The sequence below is a fragment of the Entomomonas sp. E2T0 genome (assembly GCF_025985425.1).
GTDB lineage: Bacteria > Pseudomonadota > Gammaproteobacteria > Pseudomonadales > Pseudomonadaceae > Entomomonas.
Genome location: NZ_CP094972.1, coordinates 1,752,880 through 1,767,810, shown reverse-complemented (window position 1 = coordinate 1,767,810; position 14,931 = coordinate 1,752,880). Strand labels below are relative to the sequence as shown.

Here is a 14,931-nt window from a genome sequence, read left to right as displayed (position 1 = left end):
GAGGTGCTCATGGCGCAAGTAGCAAAAACACGTACTTATTTATGGAAAGGTGTAGATAAATCTGGTAACAAACTAAAAGGGGAATTAAATGCAACAGACCCTACTGTTATCAAGGCTATTCTCCGTAAACAAGGTATCACTGCTAAACAAATTAATCGTAAACTAGAGCTTGGTATGGGTGGCAAAATCAAGCCTATTGATATTGCTATTTTTACGCGCCAAATGGCCACTATGATGAAAGCCGGTGTACCTATGATTCAAGCTCTTGAGATCATAGCCGAAGGTGCCGAAAAACCTAAAATACGTGAGCTACTGGATAATATTAAACAAGAAGTAGCTTCTGGTAATAGTTTTACTTCTTCTTTAAGAAAACGTCCATTATATTTTGATGAGCTTTTTTGTAGCCTTATTGAGGCTGGTGAAAAGTCAGGTACTTTAGAGACATTATTAGACCGAGTTGCTGGTTATAAGGAAAAAAGTGAGTCACTAAAGAAAAAAGTAAAAAAAGCAATGATTTATCCTATTGCTATTCTTGTAGTGGCGGCTATCGTTTCTGCCATTCTCTTAATCAAAGTAGTACCTCAGTTTGCTGCTATCTTCCAGAGCTTTGGTGCTGAACTACCTTGGCTAACTCAGCAAGTTGTTGATATGTCAGAATATTTACAATCTGATGGATGGAAAGTACTTGTTGCGATTTTTGTTATTGGTTTCGCAATTAAAGAAGCCTATAAGCGCGCACCGGCTTTCCGAGATCTTATTGATAGAGGATTGCTACGTATACCTATTGTAGGTTCTATTATCTATAACTCTGCTGTTGCTCGTTTTACTCGTACTTTATCTACTACTTTTGCTGCTGGTGTTCCTCTAGTAGAAGCATTAGACTCAGTAGCAGGCGCTACGGGAAATATTGTATATAAAAGAGCTGTACTAAAAATCAAGCAAGAAGTTTCTACAGGTAGACAGCTCAACTTTGCTATGCGTGGTAGTAATGTATTCCCTGCCTTAGCCGTTCAGTTAACTGCGATTGGTGAAGAATCTGGTTCGTTAGATAGTATGCTTGGTAAAGCAGCTAATTTTTATGAAGAAGCGGTAGATAATATTGTTGATAGTTTATCTGCCCTTATGGAACCAATGATTATGGCTGTATTAGGGGTTATTATTGGTACATTGATTATTGCTATGTACTTACCAATTTTCCAAATGGGCAGTGTTGTATAATATTAATGACTGTTTTTACCGAAATTCCTTCGTTATTTATTTTTGCCTCCCTACTAATAGGTTTATTAGTAGGGAGTTTTCTTAATGTGGTTATTTATCGTTTACCTAAGATGATGATCAATGCTTGGCAGCAGGAGGCTCGTGAAATTCTTGAGCAACCTCAACCTATTGAGCCACAAACTAAGTTTAATCTATTTCTACCCTCTTCTACCTGTCCCCATTGTGGCCATAAAATAACAGCAGTAGAAAATATACCTATCATTAGTTACTTAGTATTAAGAGGTCGTTGTAGAGGCTGTAAAGCGCCTATTAGTAAACGTTACCCCCTTGTAGAATTATGTTCAGGTATTCTTTCTGGTTGGATTGCTTGGTATTTTGGCTTTTCTGCTGAAGCACTATTGCTTATTTTATTAACTTGGGGTCTTATAGCAATGAGTATGATCGATATCGATCATCAGTTACTACCTGACTCATTAGTATTACCTTTATTGTGGGTAGGCATTCTTGCTAATGCTTATGGATTATTCCCTGATATCAGCATCAATAGTGCTATTTTGGGGGCTGTAATAGGTTATATGTCACTATGGACTGTAAACGCCCTCTTTAAACTACTACGTGGTTATGATGGCATGGGGCATGGCGACTTTAAACTACTTGCTCTGTTTGGTGCATGGGGTGGCTATCAAATTTTACCTGTAGTTATTCTACTATCCGCCGCAGCTGGTGCAGTAATAGGTATTATTGGTCTATTATTATTTGCAGGCAAAAATAAAATGCCCTATGGTCCCTACTTAGCTATTGCTGGTTGGATTGCCCTAATTTGGGGACAAGATATCGTTTCTGCTTACTTAAAGTTTTCAGGCCTCAATTAACTCTGCTATTATTTGTTAGGGATATTAATTTATATTAGTATCCCTTACTATGTCTTCTATTATTTCTTAACAAGAGACTAACTACAGTGAAAAGGTGGACACTGGGTATTACAGGTGGTATAGGCAGTGGTAAAACTGCTGTTGCTCAACTATTTGCCAATAAAGGAATTGAGACCGTTGATGCTGACCAAGCTGCCCGTTGGGTAGTAAGTAAAGGAAAACCTGCTCTAACAAAAATAGTAGAACATTTTGGTTCACAGATCCTATTAGAAGATGGTAATTTAAATCGGGCAGTATTACGCCAACAAATTTTCCAAAATCCACAGCAACGTGAATGGCTTGAAAAACTATTACATCCCATTATTCGTCAAGAGATTTGTCAATTCTTAGAAAACACTAACTCACCCTATAATATTTTAGTCTCCCCTCTTCTGATAGAATCAAAACAATATGAACTGGTTCATCGTGTCTTGGTTATCGATACCACCGAATCAATACAAATTACCCGTAGCATGCAAAGGGATAATAATTCAGAAGAGCAAATTAGAGCCATTATGCAGACTCAATTGACTAGAAATGAACGAATTCACTACGCTGATGATATAATAATTAATGATCAAGATATATCTCATTTAGAGCAACAAGTAGAACTACTACATCAATTTTATTTAACACTCTGTAAGAGTTAAGTTTATGAAAAAACAACCTATTGTTAATTGTCCCACATGCCAAAAGTCACTTATGTATAGTAGTAATAATCCCTTTCGTCCTTTTTGCTCTGAACGTTGTAAATTAATAGATTTAGGAGCATGGGCTGCAGAAGAACACAGCATTGCAGGACAAGAATTAATTAGTGATGAGTTTATTACAGAAGATGAATTAGCAGAAATAATGTCTAAACAGTTACATTAGTCCATTAAAAAACCCTGCTAAAGCAGGGTTTTTAATAACTAAATACTTACTACTCTTGTACTGGCGTATCAGATACAGCAGGTGCTGTATTCTCAGCAGCTACCGCATCCTTAATAGATAGTTTGATACGACCACGGTTATCTACATCAATAACCATTACTTTAACCATTTGACCTTCTTTCAATACATCTGTCACTTTCTCAATGCGTTGTTCACTAATTTGTGAAATATGCACTAAGCCATCTTTACCAGGTAAAATATTAACAAAAGCACCAAAATCAACAATACGTTCTACTTTACCTTCATAGATCTTACCTACTTCAGCCTCAGCAGTAATACCTAACACACGTTGTTGAGCCATTTCAGCTGCTTCTTTAGTTTCACCAAAGATTTTGATAACACCATTATCATCGATATCAATAGAAGCTTTTGTTTCATCACAGATACCACGAATAACCGCACCACCTTTACCGATTACATCACGGATCTTATCAGGATCAATTTTGAAGGTAAGCATAGTAGGTGCATTAGCAGATAGCTCACGAGGTTGACTAATCACTTCGTTCATTTGCTTAAGAATATGTAAACGCGCTTCCAATGCTTGGTTTAACGCAATCTCCATAATCTCTTCAGTGATACCATTAATTTTGATATCCATTTGTAACGCTGTAACACCTTGAGCAGTACCCGCTACTTTAAAGTCCATATCACCTAAATGGTCTTCATCACCTAAAATATCGGTTAATACTGCAAATTTATCACCTTCTTTCACTAAACCCATGGCAATACCGGCAACAGGGGCACGTAATGGAACACCAGCATCCATCAATGATAAAGAAGCGCCACAAACTGAAGCCATAGAGCTAGAACCATTAGACTCAGTAATTTCAGAAACTACACGCACAGTGTAAGGGAATTCAGCTTCATTAGGTAAAACTGCCTGTACACCACGACGAGCTAAACGACCATGACCAATTTCACGACGCCCAACACCACCCATACGACCACATTCGCCTACTGAGTATGGAGGGAAGTTATAATGCAACATAAATGCATCACGTTGTTCACCTTCTAAAGAGTCCAGTAGTTGTGAATCACGTGCAGTACCTAAAGTAGTGACTACTAAAGCTTGTGTTTCACCACGTGTAAATAGTGCAGAACCATGAGTTTTACCTAACACGCCTGTTTGAATATTTAATGGGCGCACAGTACGTGTATCACGGCCATCAATACGAGGCTGACCATTAACAATATTCTCACGAACAATACGGTATTCTAACAAACCAAAAATATTCTTAACTTCTTGTTCAGAAGGTTGGCCTTCTTCACTACCCGCGAATTTAGCAACGGCTTGCTCACGTAAAGTATCTAGTGCTGCATAACGTTCTTGTTTTGCTGTAATGGTATAAGCTTTAGAAATAGCTTCACCTAATTCTGCTTTAATAGCATTAATCAAAGCAGTGTTTTCTACAGGTGCTTGCCATTCAATTGCTGGCTTATTTACTTCAGCAGCAAACTCTTTAACTGCTTTGATTACTGCTTGCAATTCTTGATGAGCAAATAACACACCACCTAACATTTGGTCTTCTGTTAATTCTTTAGCTTCAGACTCAACCATTAATACTGCTGTTTCAGTACCAGCAACTACCATGTCTAAATGAGAAGCTTGTAACTGCTCATAAGTAGGGTTTAATAAATAACCAGAATCAATATGGAAACCTACACGAGCGGCACCTATTGGACCTTCAAAAGGAATTCCAGAAATAGCTAAAGCTGCTGAAGTACCTATCATTGCAGCGATATCTGGATCAGATTTTTTATTAGTAGAAAGCACTGTACAGATTACTTGTACTTCGTTTACAAAACCTTCTGGAAATAGTGGACGAATAGGACGATCAATTAAACGAGAGGTTAATGTTTCTTTTTCTGAAGGACGACTTTCACGCTTCAAAAAACCACCTGGAATACGTCCAGCTGCATACGTTTTTTCTTGATAATGTACAGATAATGGGAAAAAATCTTGTCCTTCCGTTGCATTTTTAGCAGCAACTACACTTACTAGTACACTTAAATCGTTATCAATAGTAACTAACACTGCACCATTTGCCTGACGTGCAATACGACCTGTTTCTAAAGTTACCGTTGATTGACCAAATTGAAATTGTTTTTTAACCGGATTTAGCACGGTATATTCCTTCTTTATCTAACTTACTTAATATGAAATTGGTTGATACGTTGGGAGTTGGACCCTAACTCATCAAATAAAAAATCTATTCTCAAAACAGAAAGCTGGAAGCAGCATAACCTGGTTTCCAGCTTTCTTGCACCTTAGCGGCGAAGTCCCAAACTAGCAATTAACGCTGCGTAACGTTCAGTATCCTTAGATTTTAAGTATTCTTGAAGTTTACGACGTTGGTTAACCATACGAATAAGACCACGACGTGAGTGGTGATCTTTTGCATTAGCTTTAAAGTGATCGCTCAACTTGTTAATATTGGCTGTTAATAGCGCAATTTGAACTTCTGGAGAGCCAGTATCACTCGCACCACGTGCATATTGCTTAACGATTTGAGCTTTTTCTTCTACTGTAAGTGCCATATTTTATTACCTTTTAAAAGCAGACCAGGGAAACTCCCTGTGTTATTGATAAGAGGATTAACCGTGTCTGCTAACAGCCACCCTCTAAAGGTATTAATCAACTAATACCTTATTCTCAAAAATCTTTAATTCAGCCTGATATTATAACAGTTATTAGCTATTTTGTATCAAACGTTTTGGCGCTAATCGACCATCATTAGCTACTTCACCAATACCAATAAAACGACCTTGATGATCGCGTACTCGAATATAAGTATTTAAAGGTGCTTCTGGCACACGAACTGGCTGACCATGTAACCAATAATAGCTAGTATGCTCTGTTAGCTCTAGGCAAGGCCAATGCAATAGCCCTGCATCAACTGGTAACAAAAATTGATCAAGCGCTTCACTACCTGATTTTTCTTGCAATTCAATCAGCGTTTCTAAATCAATAGCTTGCTCAAGATGAAAGGGACCCGCCTCGGTACGACAAAGCATTGCCACATGAGCACCACAACCTAACACCTGACCAATATCTTCTACTAGCGTACGAATATAAGTACCTTTACTACAAGAAACTACTAAACGAGCTTTATCACCTTCAAAAGACAATAACTCTAATTCATCAATAGTAATTTGGCGTGGCTCTCTATCGACTACTTCCCCTGCCCTAGCCAATTTATAAAGAGGCTGACCATCTTTCTTAATAGCAGAATACATGGGAGGAATCTGGGTAATTTCCCCTCTAAAACGAGGTAATACAGCTAATAAATCTTGTTCAGTGCAGTTTACTGGTTTTTGTTCTAATACCTGCCCTTCAGCATCCCCCGTTGCAGTAGTAATACCTAACTGCATCACCACTTCATAACGTTTATCTGCATTTAATAAATATTGAGAAAACTTAGTAGCCTCACCAAAACAGATAGGTAATACACCCGTTGCTAATGGATCTAGACTACCTGTATGACCTGCCTTGTTAGCATTAAATAACCAACGTACTTTTTGCAATGCTGCATTAGAGCTAAACGTTAATGGTTTATTTAGTATCAATACCCCATCCACAGATCTGCGCTTACGCTTTACCTGACTCACTCCTCATCATCTCCCTGACGATATTTACGATCTTCAGCAAGTGCTTTATCTATTAATGCTGACATCGTACTACCACGTACAATACTTTCATCATAAACAAAGTGTAACTGAGGAATAGTACGCAACTTCATCGCTTTACCTAATAGACTACGCAAGTAACCGCTGGCATTAGTTAATATCTCTAGACTTAATGCAATATCATCTTCTGCATTTTTACCCATCACAGTGATATATACTTTTGCATGCCCTAAATCACGTGCCACATTCACAGCTGTAATAGTAACAATCCCTAAACGAGGATCTTTAATTTCACGTTGAATTAACAAAGCTAATTCACGCTGCATTTGATCACCTACACGCTGAGTTCGGCTATATTCTTTTGCCATAATTTTTAATTTAACCCTAGCTTTATAAACTACTTAGTATAAAAATAATTCAATTAATCTAAATAAATAAGTTCCCCATAATGAAATCACTATGGAGAACTTAGTTGATAATGCTATTTATTAAAGTGAACGAGCGACTTGAACTTTTTCAAACACTTCAATCTTATCACCCACTTTAACATCATTGTAGCTCTTAACGCCGATACCACACTCCATACCAGCACGTACTTCAGCCACATCATCTTTAAAGCGACGTAGTGATTCTAATTCACCTTCAAAGATAACCACATCATCACGTAATACACGGATTGGACGGTTACGATGCACTAAACCTTCAGTTACCATACAACCTGCAATGGCACCAAACTTAGGTGAACGGAATACATCACGTACTTCTGCAATACCTAGGATATTTTCACGAACATCACTACCTAACATACCCGATAGTGCTTTCTTCACATCCTCAATAATGTCATAAATAACGTTATAATAACGTAAGTCTAAACCTTCTGACTCAACAATCTTACGTGCACCTGCATCAGCACGAACGTTAAAGCCGAAAATTACTGCATTAGAAGCTAAGGCTAAGTTAGCATCACTTTCTGTAATACCACCTACACCAGTACCTACTACTCGTACTTGTACTTCATCATTACCTAAATCAACTAACGATGACTGTAATGCTTCCAAAGAACCGCGCACATCTGCTTTTAACACAATATTGAGGCTCTTCTTCTCATCTTGTCCCATGTTGTCAAAGATATTCTCTAACTTCGCTGAATGTTGACGAGCTAATTTAACTTCACGGAATTTACCTTGGCGGAATAAAGCCACTTCACGTGCTTTCTTCTCATCAGGTACCACATTCACTTCATCACCAGCATCTGGCGTACCATCCAGACCCAATACTTCTACAGGAATAGAAGGACCAGCCTCTTTAATAGGCTTACCATTTTCGTCCAGCATAGCACGTACACGACCATAGTTAACACCTACTAGAATCATGTCACCTTGATGTAAGGTACCATTTTGCACCAAAATAGTAGCAACAGGGCCACGGCCCTTATCAAGGCGTGACTCAATAACAATGCCCTGTGCAGGCGCACTTGGTACAGCTGTTAATTCTAAAAGCTCAGCCTGTAATAATACTGATTCCAATAACGTATCAATATTAGTACCTTGCTTAGCTGATACAGGAATGAATTGGGTATCACCACCCCAATCTTCTGGGATAACATCACGACCAGCTAGTTCATTCTTAATACGATCTAAATCAGCTTCTGGCTTATCAATTTTGTTAATCGCTACAACAATAGGTACACCTGCTGCTTTAGCATGTTGAATCGCTTCTTCAGTTTGAGGCATCACACCATCATCAGCAGCTACCACAAGAATAACAATATCAGTTGCCTGTGCACCACGGGCACGCATTGCAGTAAATGCAGCATGGCCTGGTGTATCTAAGAAAGTAATCATGCCACGATCTGTTTCCACATGGTAAGCACCAATATGCTGAGTAATGCCACCTGCCTCACCCGTAGCCACTTTAGTACGGCGGATATAGTCAAGTAACGAAGTTTTACCATGGTCAACATGCCCCATCACTGTTACTACAGGAGCACGATGAATAGCTTCACCTTCAAATTTTAATGACTCTGCTAATTGATCTTCTAAAGCATTATTGTTAATTAACTTAACGGTATGCCCCATTTCCTCAACTACTAACTGAGCTGTATCACGGTCTAATACTTGATTGATAGTGACCGGAGAGCCCATTTTAAACATAAGCTTAACAACTTCCGCACCTTTTACGGCCATTTGTTGAGCTAATTCTGCTACAGTGATGGTTTCACCAATATTTACTTCGCGCACTATAGGTCCTGTTGGTGCTTGGAAACCATGCTGATTTTCCGCAGCACGTTTCTTTTGTTTATTTTTACCACGGCTACCGCCACGACGAGCGTAACCTGCCTCTTCATCATCATCACTTATTGCATGAAGATTACGAGGAGCACTTATCTTAGTAGGTTTTGCAGCAGCAGCTTTACGCTCACGACGCTCTTCTTCCTCATCACGGCCTCTCGAAGCTCGACGAGGCTCTTCACGCAATACCACTTTCTCTTTTTTAGGCTTATTCTTAGCCTTTGCTGCTTCTTCTTGCTCTGTTGTTACAGGTTGAACTTTATCTTCAACATTAACAGGCGTTGCTTTAACTGCCTCATTAACATCTGTTTTACGGCGAACTTCAACTGTAACAGTGTTAGAGCTAGGTATTCTAACAGGCTCTACTTTAACTTTTTCTGGCACTTCTTTTTTCTTAGTTACTTCAACAACGGGTTCTTTCACTTTTTCTACTGGCTGAACTACAGGTTTTTCTTCTTTAGCCTTAGTTGCACCAGTTTCTTTAGTTGCAGTAGGTTGCTTAACCTGTTTCTCTGCTTCTTTTTGATTTTTAGGAGCTTCTTTGGCTTTAGACTCCTTCACGTTTGGTTCTACCTGATTTTCTACAACTTGTTTAGTTTCCGCAGCAACAGTAGCTTTTGGCTGTTTCGGTGCAGCTTTCTCAACTACTACTGGTTCCTCTACAGGCTCTTCAGGTACATCACGTTTAACAAACGTTTTCTTCTTACGATGCTCTACCTTAACTGTTTTAGTACCGGCTTTAATCTGTTCTGTGGTTTTACGTTTTAACGTTATCTTTTTAGGTGCATCAGTTTTTGCTTTATCACCACTTAAATAAGTTAATAATTGTTGCTTTTCTTTATCTGATACTTTTTGATCAGCACTTGTATGTGGTAATCCTGCTTCTTTCATTTGTTGTAGCAAACGATCTACAGGAGCTTTAACACTTGCTGCCAATTCTTTTACTGTAACCTGTGTCATTTCTCTCTCCTCAAGCCTATTAACCATTAAATGCTCTACTCAAACCAATGAGCACGAGCAATCATGATTAACTCTCCTGCACGCTCTTCATTCATCCCTGTAATTTCGACTAAGTCGTCAACACTTTGTTCAGCCAAGTCTTCACGAGTAATAATGCCATTAATAGCTAGCTGTCTAGCCAACTCCTCATCCATACCTTCCAATGCTAAAAGATCTTCTGCTGGCTTCGCAGAGGCCAATTTTTCTTCAGTAGCAATAGCTCTAGTTAATAAGCGATCTTTAGCACGGTTTCTTAATTCACTTACAATTTCTTCATCAAAACCATCAATACTTAGCATCTCTTCCATAGGTACATAAGCAACCTCTTCTAAGGTAGTGAATCCTTCCTCTACTAATAATTGAGCTAGCTCTTCATCTACATCCAACTCATCAATAAAGGCTTGCAGAATATCTCCTGTCTCTGCTTGTTGTTTTTCCTGAATCTCATCTTCAGTCATTACATTTAAAGTCCAACTAGTTAGTTGACTTGCTAAACGTACATTTTGACCACCACGACCAATCGCTTGTGCTAAGTTCTCTTCAGCCACTGCAATATCCATCGTATGAGTATCTTCATCAACAATAATGGTTGCTACTTCCGCAGGAGCCATTGCATTGATTACATACTGCGCTGGATTTTCATTCCATAACACAATATCAACACGCTCACCACCTAACTCACCAGATACTGCTTGCACACGTGAGCCACGCATACCAATACAAGCACCTTGCGGGTCAATGCGTTTATCTTTAGAACGTACGGCTAATTTAGCGCGCGAACCTGGGTCACGAGAAGCACCCATTACTTCGATTAAGCCTTCTGAAATTTCAGGTACTTCAATACGGAATAATTCAATAATCATTTCAGGTGCTGTACGAGATAAAATAAGCTGTGGTCCACGGTGTTCTGTACGAATCTCTTTTAATAATGCACGAACTCTCATGCCTACTCTGAAAATCTCACGAGGTATCACTTGATCACGAGGTAAAATAGCTTCCGCATTGTTACCTAAATCTAAAATAATACTTTCTCTTGTTACTTTTTTAACAGTACCAGAGATAATTGAGCCTACATGTTCACGATAAGCGTCAACCATTTGTGCACGTTCAGCTTCTCTTACTTTTTGTACAATAACTTGCTTTGCTGTTTGTGCGGCAATACGACCAAATTCTACAGAAGCAATTTTTTCTTCAACAACATCGTCAATCTCTGCATCAAAACCTTTTTCTTTTGCTTCTTCTACTGTTAATTCAGCCGCAGGATTAACCTGATCTATCTCATCAACTATATGCCATTGACGATAAGTCTCATAATCTCCTGTACGAGGATCGATTTGCACCCGTACCTCTATATCATCGTCATAAGACTTTTTAGTCACTGTAGCTAATGCAATTTCTAGTGCCTCAAAAATTACACTTGGTGGCACACCTTTTTCATTTGATACTGATTCAACAACCAATAATACTTCTTTACTCATTTCTCTGCCTCTTCCCATCCTTAATAACTGTTAACTGTTGTTAATCAAAATTTGGCTCTATATTAGCCTTCTCTATTAGTTCTATTGGTAATAGATACTCTTGATTATCAACTCGTAATACTATTTGTTGGTCCTCGATGCCTTGTAAACTTCCATTAAAATTACGTCTACCTTCAAAAGCACTGCGTAACTTAACTTTTATCTGTTCGCCTATATATTGTTCATATTGCTCTAAGGTAAACAATGGTCGATCCATTCCAGGCGAAGAAACCTCCAAGGTATACTCATAAGGAATAGGATCTTCTACATCCAATATTGCACTGACCTGCTTGCTGACTTTTTCACAATCTTCCACACCAATTCCATTGCTATGATCAATAAACACTCTAAGTAAGGAGTGCTTACCTTGTGAAATAAATTCAACTCCCCAACACTGATAACCTAAAGACTCAATGACTGGAGCTAGCAGTGTCTGTAATTGTTCTAATCTAGTAGACACTTTTGCCTCCAATAAAAAATGGGCGTATAGCCCATTTTTATAATTAATTTTAAAACTGTAATTAACAAAAAACCCCATAATTGGGGCTTTTTAAAATATGGTTGCGGGGGCTGGATTTGAACCAACGACCTTCGGGTTATGAGCCCGACGAGCTACCAAGCTGCTCCACCCCGCGTCAAAGTGGGGCAATGATATAGAAAAATAATACATGCGTCAAGTAAAAAGACTGTTTAATTTTTATTAAACACAAATTTAACTATTCTTTAATAACTTTCTTTATTACTTAAAATTATTATTATTATCATGTAAACTAACTAATGCCCCTTACTTACTAAATCTTAGGTAGATACTTTATGTCTAAAACTGTTCATGAAAATTTAATTGATTTACAGTATAAATTAAACCATGCCAAAACCAATACTACTGCTGATAAAGAAGAAATAGAACGTTTGGCAGAGAAGATTAACCATCAACTGGAACTAGAAAAACTAGGCCAACAACCTGATATTAATTTAGTAGAAGAATTAGGACTAGCTGTAGGAGAATTTGAAGCTGAACATCCTACATTGTCAGCAGCCCTGAGAAATATTATGATTACACTACAAAATATTGGTATTTAATAATAAGGCAGTTTTATTACTGCCTTACTAATCGATTGTTACCATACTCAATTTGCTTAAGGCTACGACAAGGATTAATATCCAGACCACCACGCCTTACATAACGCCCTATTACTATCAGTTGTTCTGGTTTCAATAAGCCATTCAAATCCAAGAAGATACGTTCTATACATTGCTCATGAAAATCAGCATGTTGTCGAAAGCTAATAATATACTGTAATAAACTACCATGATCTAATTGTTTAGCTGCTTTATAAGTGATGGATAATGTAGCCCAATCAGGTTGTCCTGTTACTGGACAATTAGATTTTAATAGATGAGTATATACTGTCTCCTCTACTTCTTTATCATGGGTTTTTAATAAAGTTGCTGTAGGGTGATTATATTGATCAATCTTGATATCAAGATCATCTATACAAATACCTTCTACATTAGTAAGGCCAAATTTAGTAAAAGCATCTAACGTATATAAATTAACAACAACAGACTTTCCTGCTGCTGCCGAAAGGTCAGTAATTAAGGCCTGCTTTACAACCTCATCCGACTCAAATACCGTTTGATTAAAACTATTTAAATACAGCTTAAAGGACTTAGACTCAATAATAGCAGGTGAGTCCGCAGGTATAATAAACTCAGCAATCATAACCTTTGGTTTACCTGAAGGCGTTAACCATGACAGTTCATAACTATTCCAAATATCAACACCGTAATAAGGCAAGGTATTTGCTGTTAAACCTAACTCTTGCCACTTAACTTGACGTGCTATTGGAAATAGCAAATCTGGCTGATAATGATCAATATATTGATTTACTTTACCTAATGGCGACTCTTCAGCTGGATGATAATTCATAACTAATTAGCTAACTCTTGTTTAATACTTGCAAAAGTACGTACCCAAGGCTTACTTTCTTGAATAGCTGCAGGTAACTTTTTAATTGCCTCTTGTGCAGCAGAACGACTCGTAAATTCACCTTGAGTAATTACATAATCAATTTTATCTGCTCTTAAGCGTTTAAAATATTGATAACTACCCGATTGTTTACGAATAAAATCTTGTGCTGCCTTTTCGTTACTCGCCACACTAACTTGAATAGTAAAGTTAGCTCCTGTTTTACCACGATACCACGCATTACCCTGTGCAACTGGCTTAGCTGTTTCTTGGGGTTTGGTTACTTCTTGTGGATTATTTGCAACTGGTTTAACTTCTGGCTTAGTAACAGTTTGGGTTTGAGTAGCAACAGGTGGTGTAGGTTCTGTTACTACAGGAGGAGGTAACATTGCATTATCAACAACTGGAGTGTCATTATTTAACGGCTGATTATTGGATGGTGCGACATCTGTTGATAATGGTATATCTTGAGTAACTTGACCAGAACCTGCATCACTAGGTAAATCTGCATAATGGCTGGCAACAATGGTCGGCTCTTGCTCCGTAGAAGGTGATTTTGAAAATAATAAAATAGCTACTAAAGCGATTGCAATGACACCTGCTATCGCTAAATGTTTTTTGGGTAACATTAATTTAGGTTTTGCTGCCTTTACTTCTCTTGTTGTATCAGAGGCATAAAGAGCAACTTCATCCTCACTTTCATCAAAATCATTAAATAATGAAGATTGATCTTGATGTTGCATATTTTCAATCAAGATATCTCTAGCCACCTGATTAATAACACCAGGCCAACCACCTGATTTTGTATAAATCTCTAACAATTGTTCATCAGTAAATATACCTAACTCTTGCCCTGCTCCCTCTAAACGCAATAAAAGATATTCTTTAATTTCTTCTAAAGTATAAGGCGTTAATGGCAAATTAAAGGTAACTTCTTTAGCTAATGAAGAACTTTCTAATTGATCTAATAAATTTGGTCTAGCAAATAAAAATATGTGCAAACTGGCTAAATGCTCATTAGCTAAATTTAATAATAATTGGATAATATCTTCTGATAATTGGTCAGCATCATCTATCATAAAATATAGGCTGATACTTTGTTCTGACAACTTACTGATTTGCTCAATAATAGCTGCTATTGTATTATTGGTCGCTTGTAGCTCTTCTACTAACAAAGCTAAAACATCTGAAACTTTTTCACAATCAGCCGCTGAAATATTAATAATTTTTATAGTGTCTTTATTAACACTTGCTATCAGTGCTTGTCTTAATAGTGTTTTACCACTACCTTTAGGCCCTGTTATTAATAACATCAACTGACTATGACGAGCTAAATGATGCAACTGCCCTAAAATAGTTTTACGCTGAGCAGGGAAAAATTTAAAGTTAGGAACCCTTGCAGCAAAAGGATCATGGTCTAACTGATAATAACTTAAAAAAGGTTCATCTGCCCGTAACGTATTCAT

The 14,931-nt window shown here is 37.8% G+C and carries 14 protein-coding genes and 1 tRNA gene; 5 read left to right on the top strand and 10 right to left on the bottom strand.

Annotated elements, in window-relative coordinates; translation table 11 throughout:
• Positions 1-9: 9 nt before the first annotated feature.
• The 4 genes from MTZ49_RS08455 (at position 10) to yacG (ending at position 3,002) form a co-directional block, all read left to right on the top strand.
• A complete protein-coding gene (locus MTZ49_RS08455) occupies positions 10-1,218 on the top strand; it encodes a type II secretion system F family protein (RefSeq protein ID WP_264745116.1) in 1,209 nt (402 codons plus the stop codon).
• Between the two features lie 5 nt (positions 1,219-1,223).
• Positions 1,224-2,090: a prepilin peptidase gene (locus MTZ49_RS08450; RefSeq protein WP_264745115.1), complete on the top strand. Its 867-nt coding sequence runs from the start codon at positions 1,224-1,226 to the stop codon at positions 2,088-2,090.
• Positions 2,091-2,176: 86 nt separating this feature from the next.
• Positions 2,177-2,779, top strand: coding sequence for a dephospho-CoA kinase (coaE, locus tag MTZ49_RS08445; RefSeq protein ID WP_264745114.1), 603 nt, complete (start codon positions 2,177-2,179; stop codon positions 2,777-2,779).
• 4 nt (positions 2,780-2,783) lie between these two features.
• Positions 2,784-3,002: a DNA gyrase inhibitor YacG gene (yacG, locus tag MTZ49_RS08440; RefSeq protein ID WP_264745113.1), complete on the top strand. Its 219-nt coding sequence runs from the start codon at positions 2,784-2,786 to the stop codon at positions 3,000-3,002.
• Positions 3,003-3,051: 49 nt separating this feature from the next.
• On the opposite strand, the gene pnp is transcribed toward yacG, so the two are convergent.
• The 8 genes from pnp to MTZ49_RS08400 form a co-directional block, all read right to left on the bottom strand.
• Positions 3,052-5,187, bottom strand: coding sequence for a polyribonucleotide nucleotidyltransferase (pnp, locus tag MTZ49_RS08435; protein WP_264745112.1), 2,136 nt, complete (start codon positions 5,185-5,187; stop codon positions 3,052-3,054).
• A gap of 143 nt (positions 5,188-5,330) precedes the next feature.
• A complete protein-coding gene (gene rpsO / locus MTZ49_RS08430; RefSeq protein ID WP_201094453.1) occupies positions 5,331-5,600 on the bottom strand; it encodes a 30S ribosomal protein S15 in 270 nt (89 codons plus the stop codon).
• Between the two features lie 153 nt (positions 5,601-5,753).
• Positions 5,754-6,671, bottom strand: coding sequence for a tRNA pseudouridine(55) synthase TruB (gene truB, locus MTZ49_RS08425; protein WP_264745111.1), 918 nt, complete (start codon positions 6,669-6,671; stop codon positions 5,754-5,756).
• On the bottom strand, positions 6,668-7,057 hold the full coding sequence (rbfA, locus tag MTZ49_RS08420; RefSeq protein ID WP_264745110.1) for a 30S ribosome-binding factor RbfA: 390 nt from the start codon (positions 7,055-7,057) through the stop codon (positions 6,668-6,670). Before rbfA ends, truB begins: the two co-directional genes overlap by 4 nt.
• A 120-nt stretch (positions 7,058-7,177) precedes the next feature.
• Positions 7,178-9,940 carry a translation initiation factor IF-2 gene (gene infB / locus MTZ49_RS08415; RefSeq protein WP_264745109.1) on the bottom strand — a complete coding sequence of 921 codons (2,763 nt, stop codon included), beginning with the start codon at positions 9,938-9,940 and terminating at the stop codon, positions 7,178-7,180.
• A gap of 35 nt (positions 9,941-9,975) precedes the next feature.
• Complete coding sequence (gene nusA, locus MTZ49_RS08410; RefSeq protein ID WP_264745108.1) at positions 9,976-11,457, bottom strand: transcription termination factor NusA; 1,482 nt, start codon at positions 11,455-11,457, stop codon at positions 9,976-9,978.
• 40 nt (positions 11,458-11,497) lie between these two features.
• The gene (rimP, locus tag MTZ49_RS08405) at positions 11,498-11,956 is read right to left on the bottom strand and encodes a ribosome maturation factor RimP (RefSeq protein WP_264745107.1); all 459 of its coding nucleotides are present in this window, start codon (positions 11,954-11,956) and stop codon (positions 11,498-11,500) included.
• Between the two features lie 98 nt (positions 11,957-12,054).
• Positions 12,055-12,131: transfer RNA gene (locus tag MTZ49_RS08400), tRNA-Met, on the bottom strand.
• A 178-nt stretch (positions 12,132-12,309) separates the two neighbouring features.
• On the opposite strand from MTZ49_RS08400, the gene MTZ49_RS08395 reads away from it, so the two are divergent.
• On the top strand, positions 12,310-12,576 hold the full coding sequence (locus tag MTZ49_RS08395) for a DUF4404 family protein (protein WP_264745106.1): 267 nt from the start codon (positions 12,310-12,312) through the stop codon (positions 12,574-12,576).
• Positions 12,577-12,592: 16 nt separating this feature from the next.
• Here MTZ49_RS08395 and queF read toward each other — a convergent pair whose 3' ends face one another.
• Together queF and MTZ49_RS08385 are read right to left on the bottom strand one after the other, a co-directional pair.
• Positions 12,593-13,426 carry an NADPH-dependent 7-cyano-7-deazaguanine reductase QueF gene (gene queF, locus MTZ49_RS08390; RefSeq protein WP_264745105.1) on the bottom strand — a complete coding sequence of 278 codons (834 nt, stop codon included), beginning with the start codon at positions 13,424-13,426 and terminating at the stop codon, positions 12,593-12,595.
• A 2-nt stretch (positions 13,427-13,428) separates the two neighbouring features.
• On the bottom strand, positions 13,429-14,931 hold the full coding sequence (locus MTZ49_RS08385) for an ATPase, T2SS/T4P/T4SS family (protein ID WP_264745104.1): 1,503 nt from the start codon (positions 14,929-14,931) through the stop codon (positions 13,429-13,431).

Bases quoted from the DNA above. Each gene is read 5' to 3' on its own strand.
- MTZ49_RS08455 (WP_264745116.1), top strand. From the start codon at position 10: ATGGCGCAAGTAGCAAAAACACGTACTTATTTATGGAAAGGTGTAGAT.
- MTZ49_RS08450 (WP_264745115.1), top strand. From the start codon at position 1,224: ATGACTGTTTTTACCGAAATTCCTTCGTTATTTATTTTTGCCTCCCTA.
- yacG (WP_264745113.1), top strand. From the start codon at position 2,784: ATGAAAAAACAACCTATTGTTAATTGTCCCACATGCCAAAAGTCACTT.
- rpsO (WP_201094453.1), bottom strand. From the start codon at position 5,600: ATGGCACTTACAGTAGAAGAAAAAGCTCAAATCGTTAAGCAATATGCA.
- rbfA (WP_264745110.1), bottom strand. From the start codon at position 7,057: ATGGCAAAAGAATATAGCCGAACTCAGCGTGTAGGTGATCAAATGCAG.
- infB (WP_264745109.1), bottom strand. From the start codon at position 9,940: ATGACACAGGTTACAGTAAAAGAATTGGCAGCAAGTGTTAAAGCTCCT.
- nusA (WP_264745108.1), bottom strand. From the start codon at position 11,457: ATGAGTAAAGAAGTATTATTGGTTGTTGAATCAGTATCAAATGAAAAA.
- MTZ49_RS08395 (WP_264745106.1), top strand. From the start codon at position 12,310: ATGTCTAAAACTGTTCATGAAAATTTAATTGATTTACAGTATAAATTA.
- queF (WP_264745105.1), bottom strand. From the start codon at position 13,426: ATGAATTATCATCCAGCTGAAGAGTCGCCATTAGGTAAAGTAAATCAA.
- MTZ49_RS08385 (WP_264745104.1), bottom strand. From the start codon at position 14,931: ATGAATACGTTACGGGCAGATGAACCTTTTTTAAGTTATTATCAGTTA.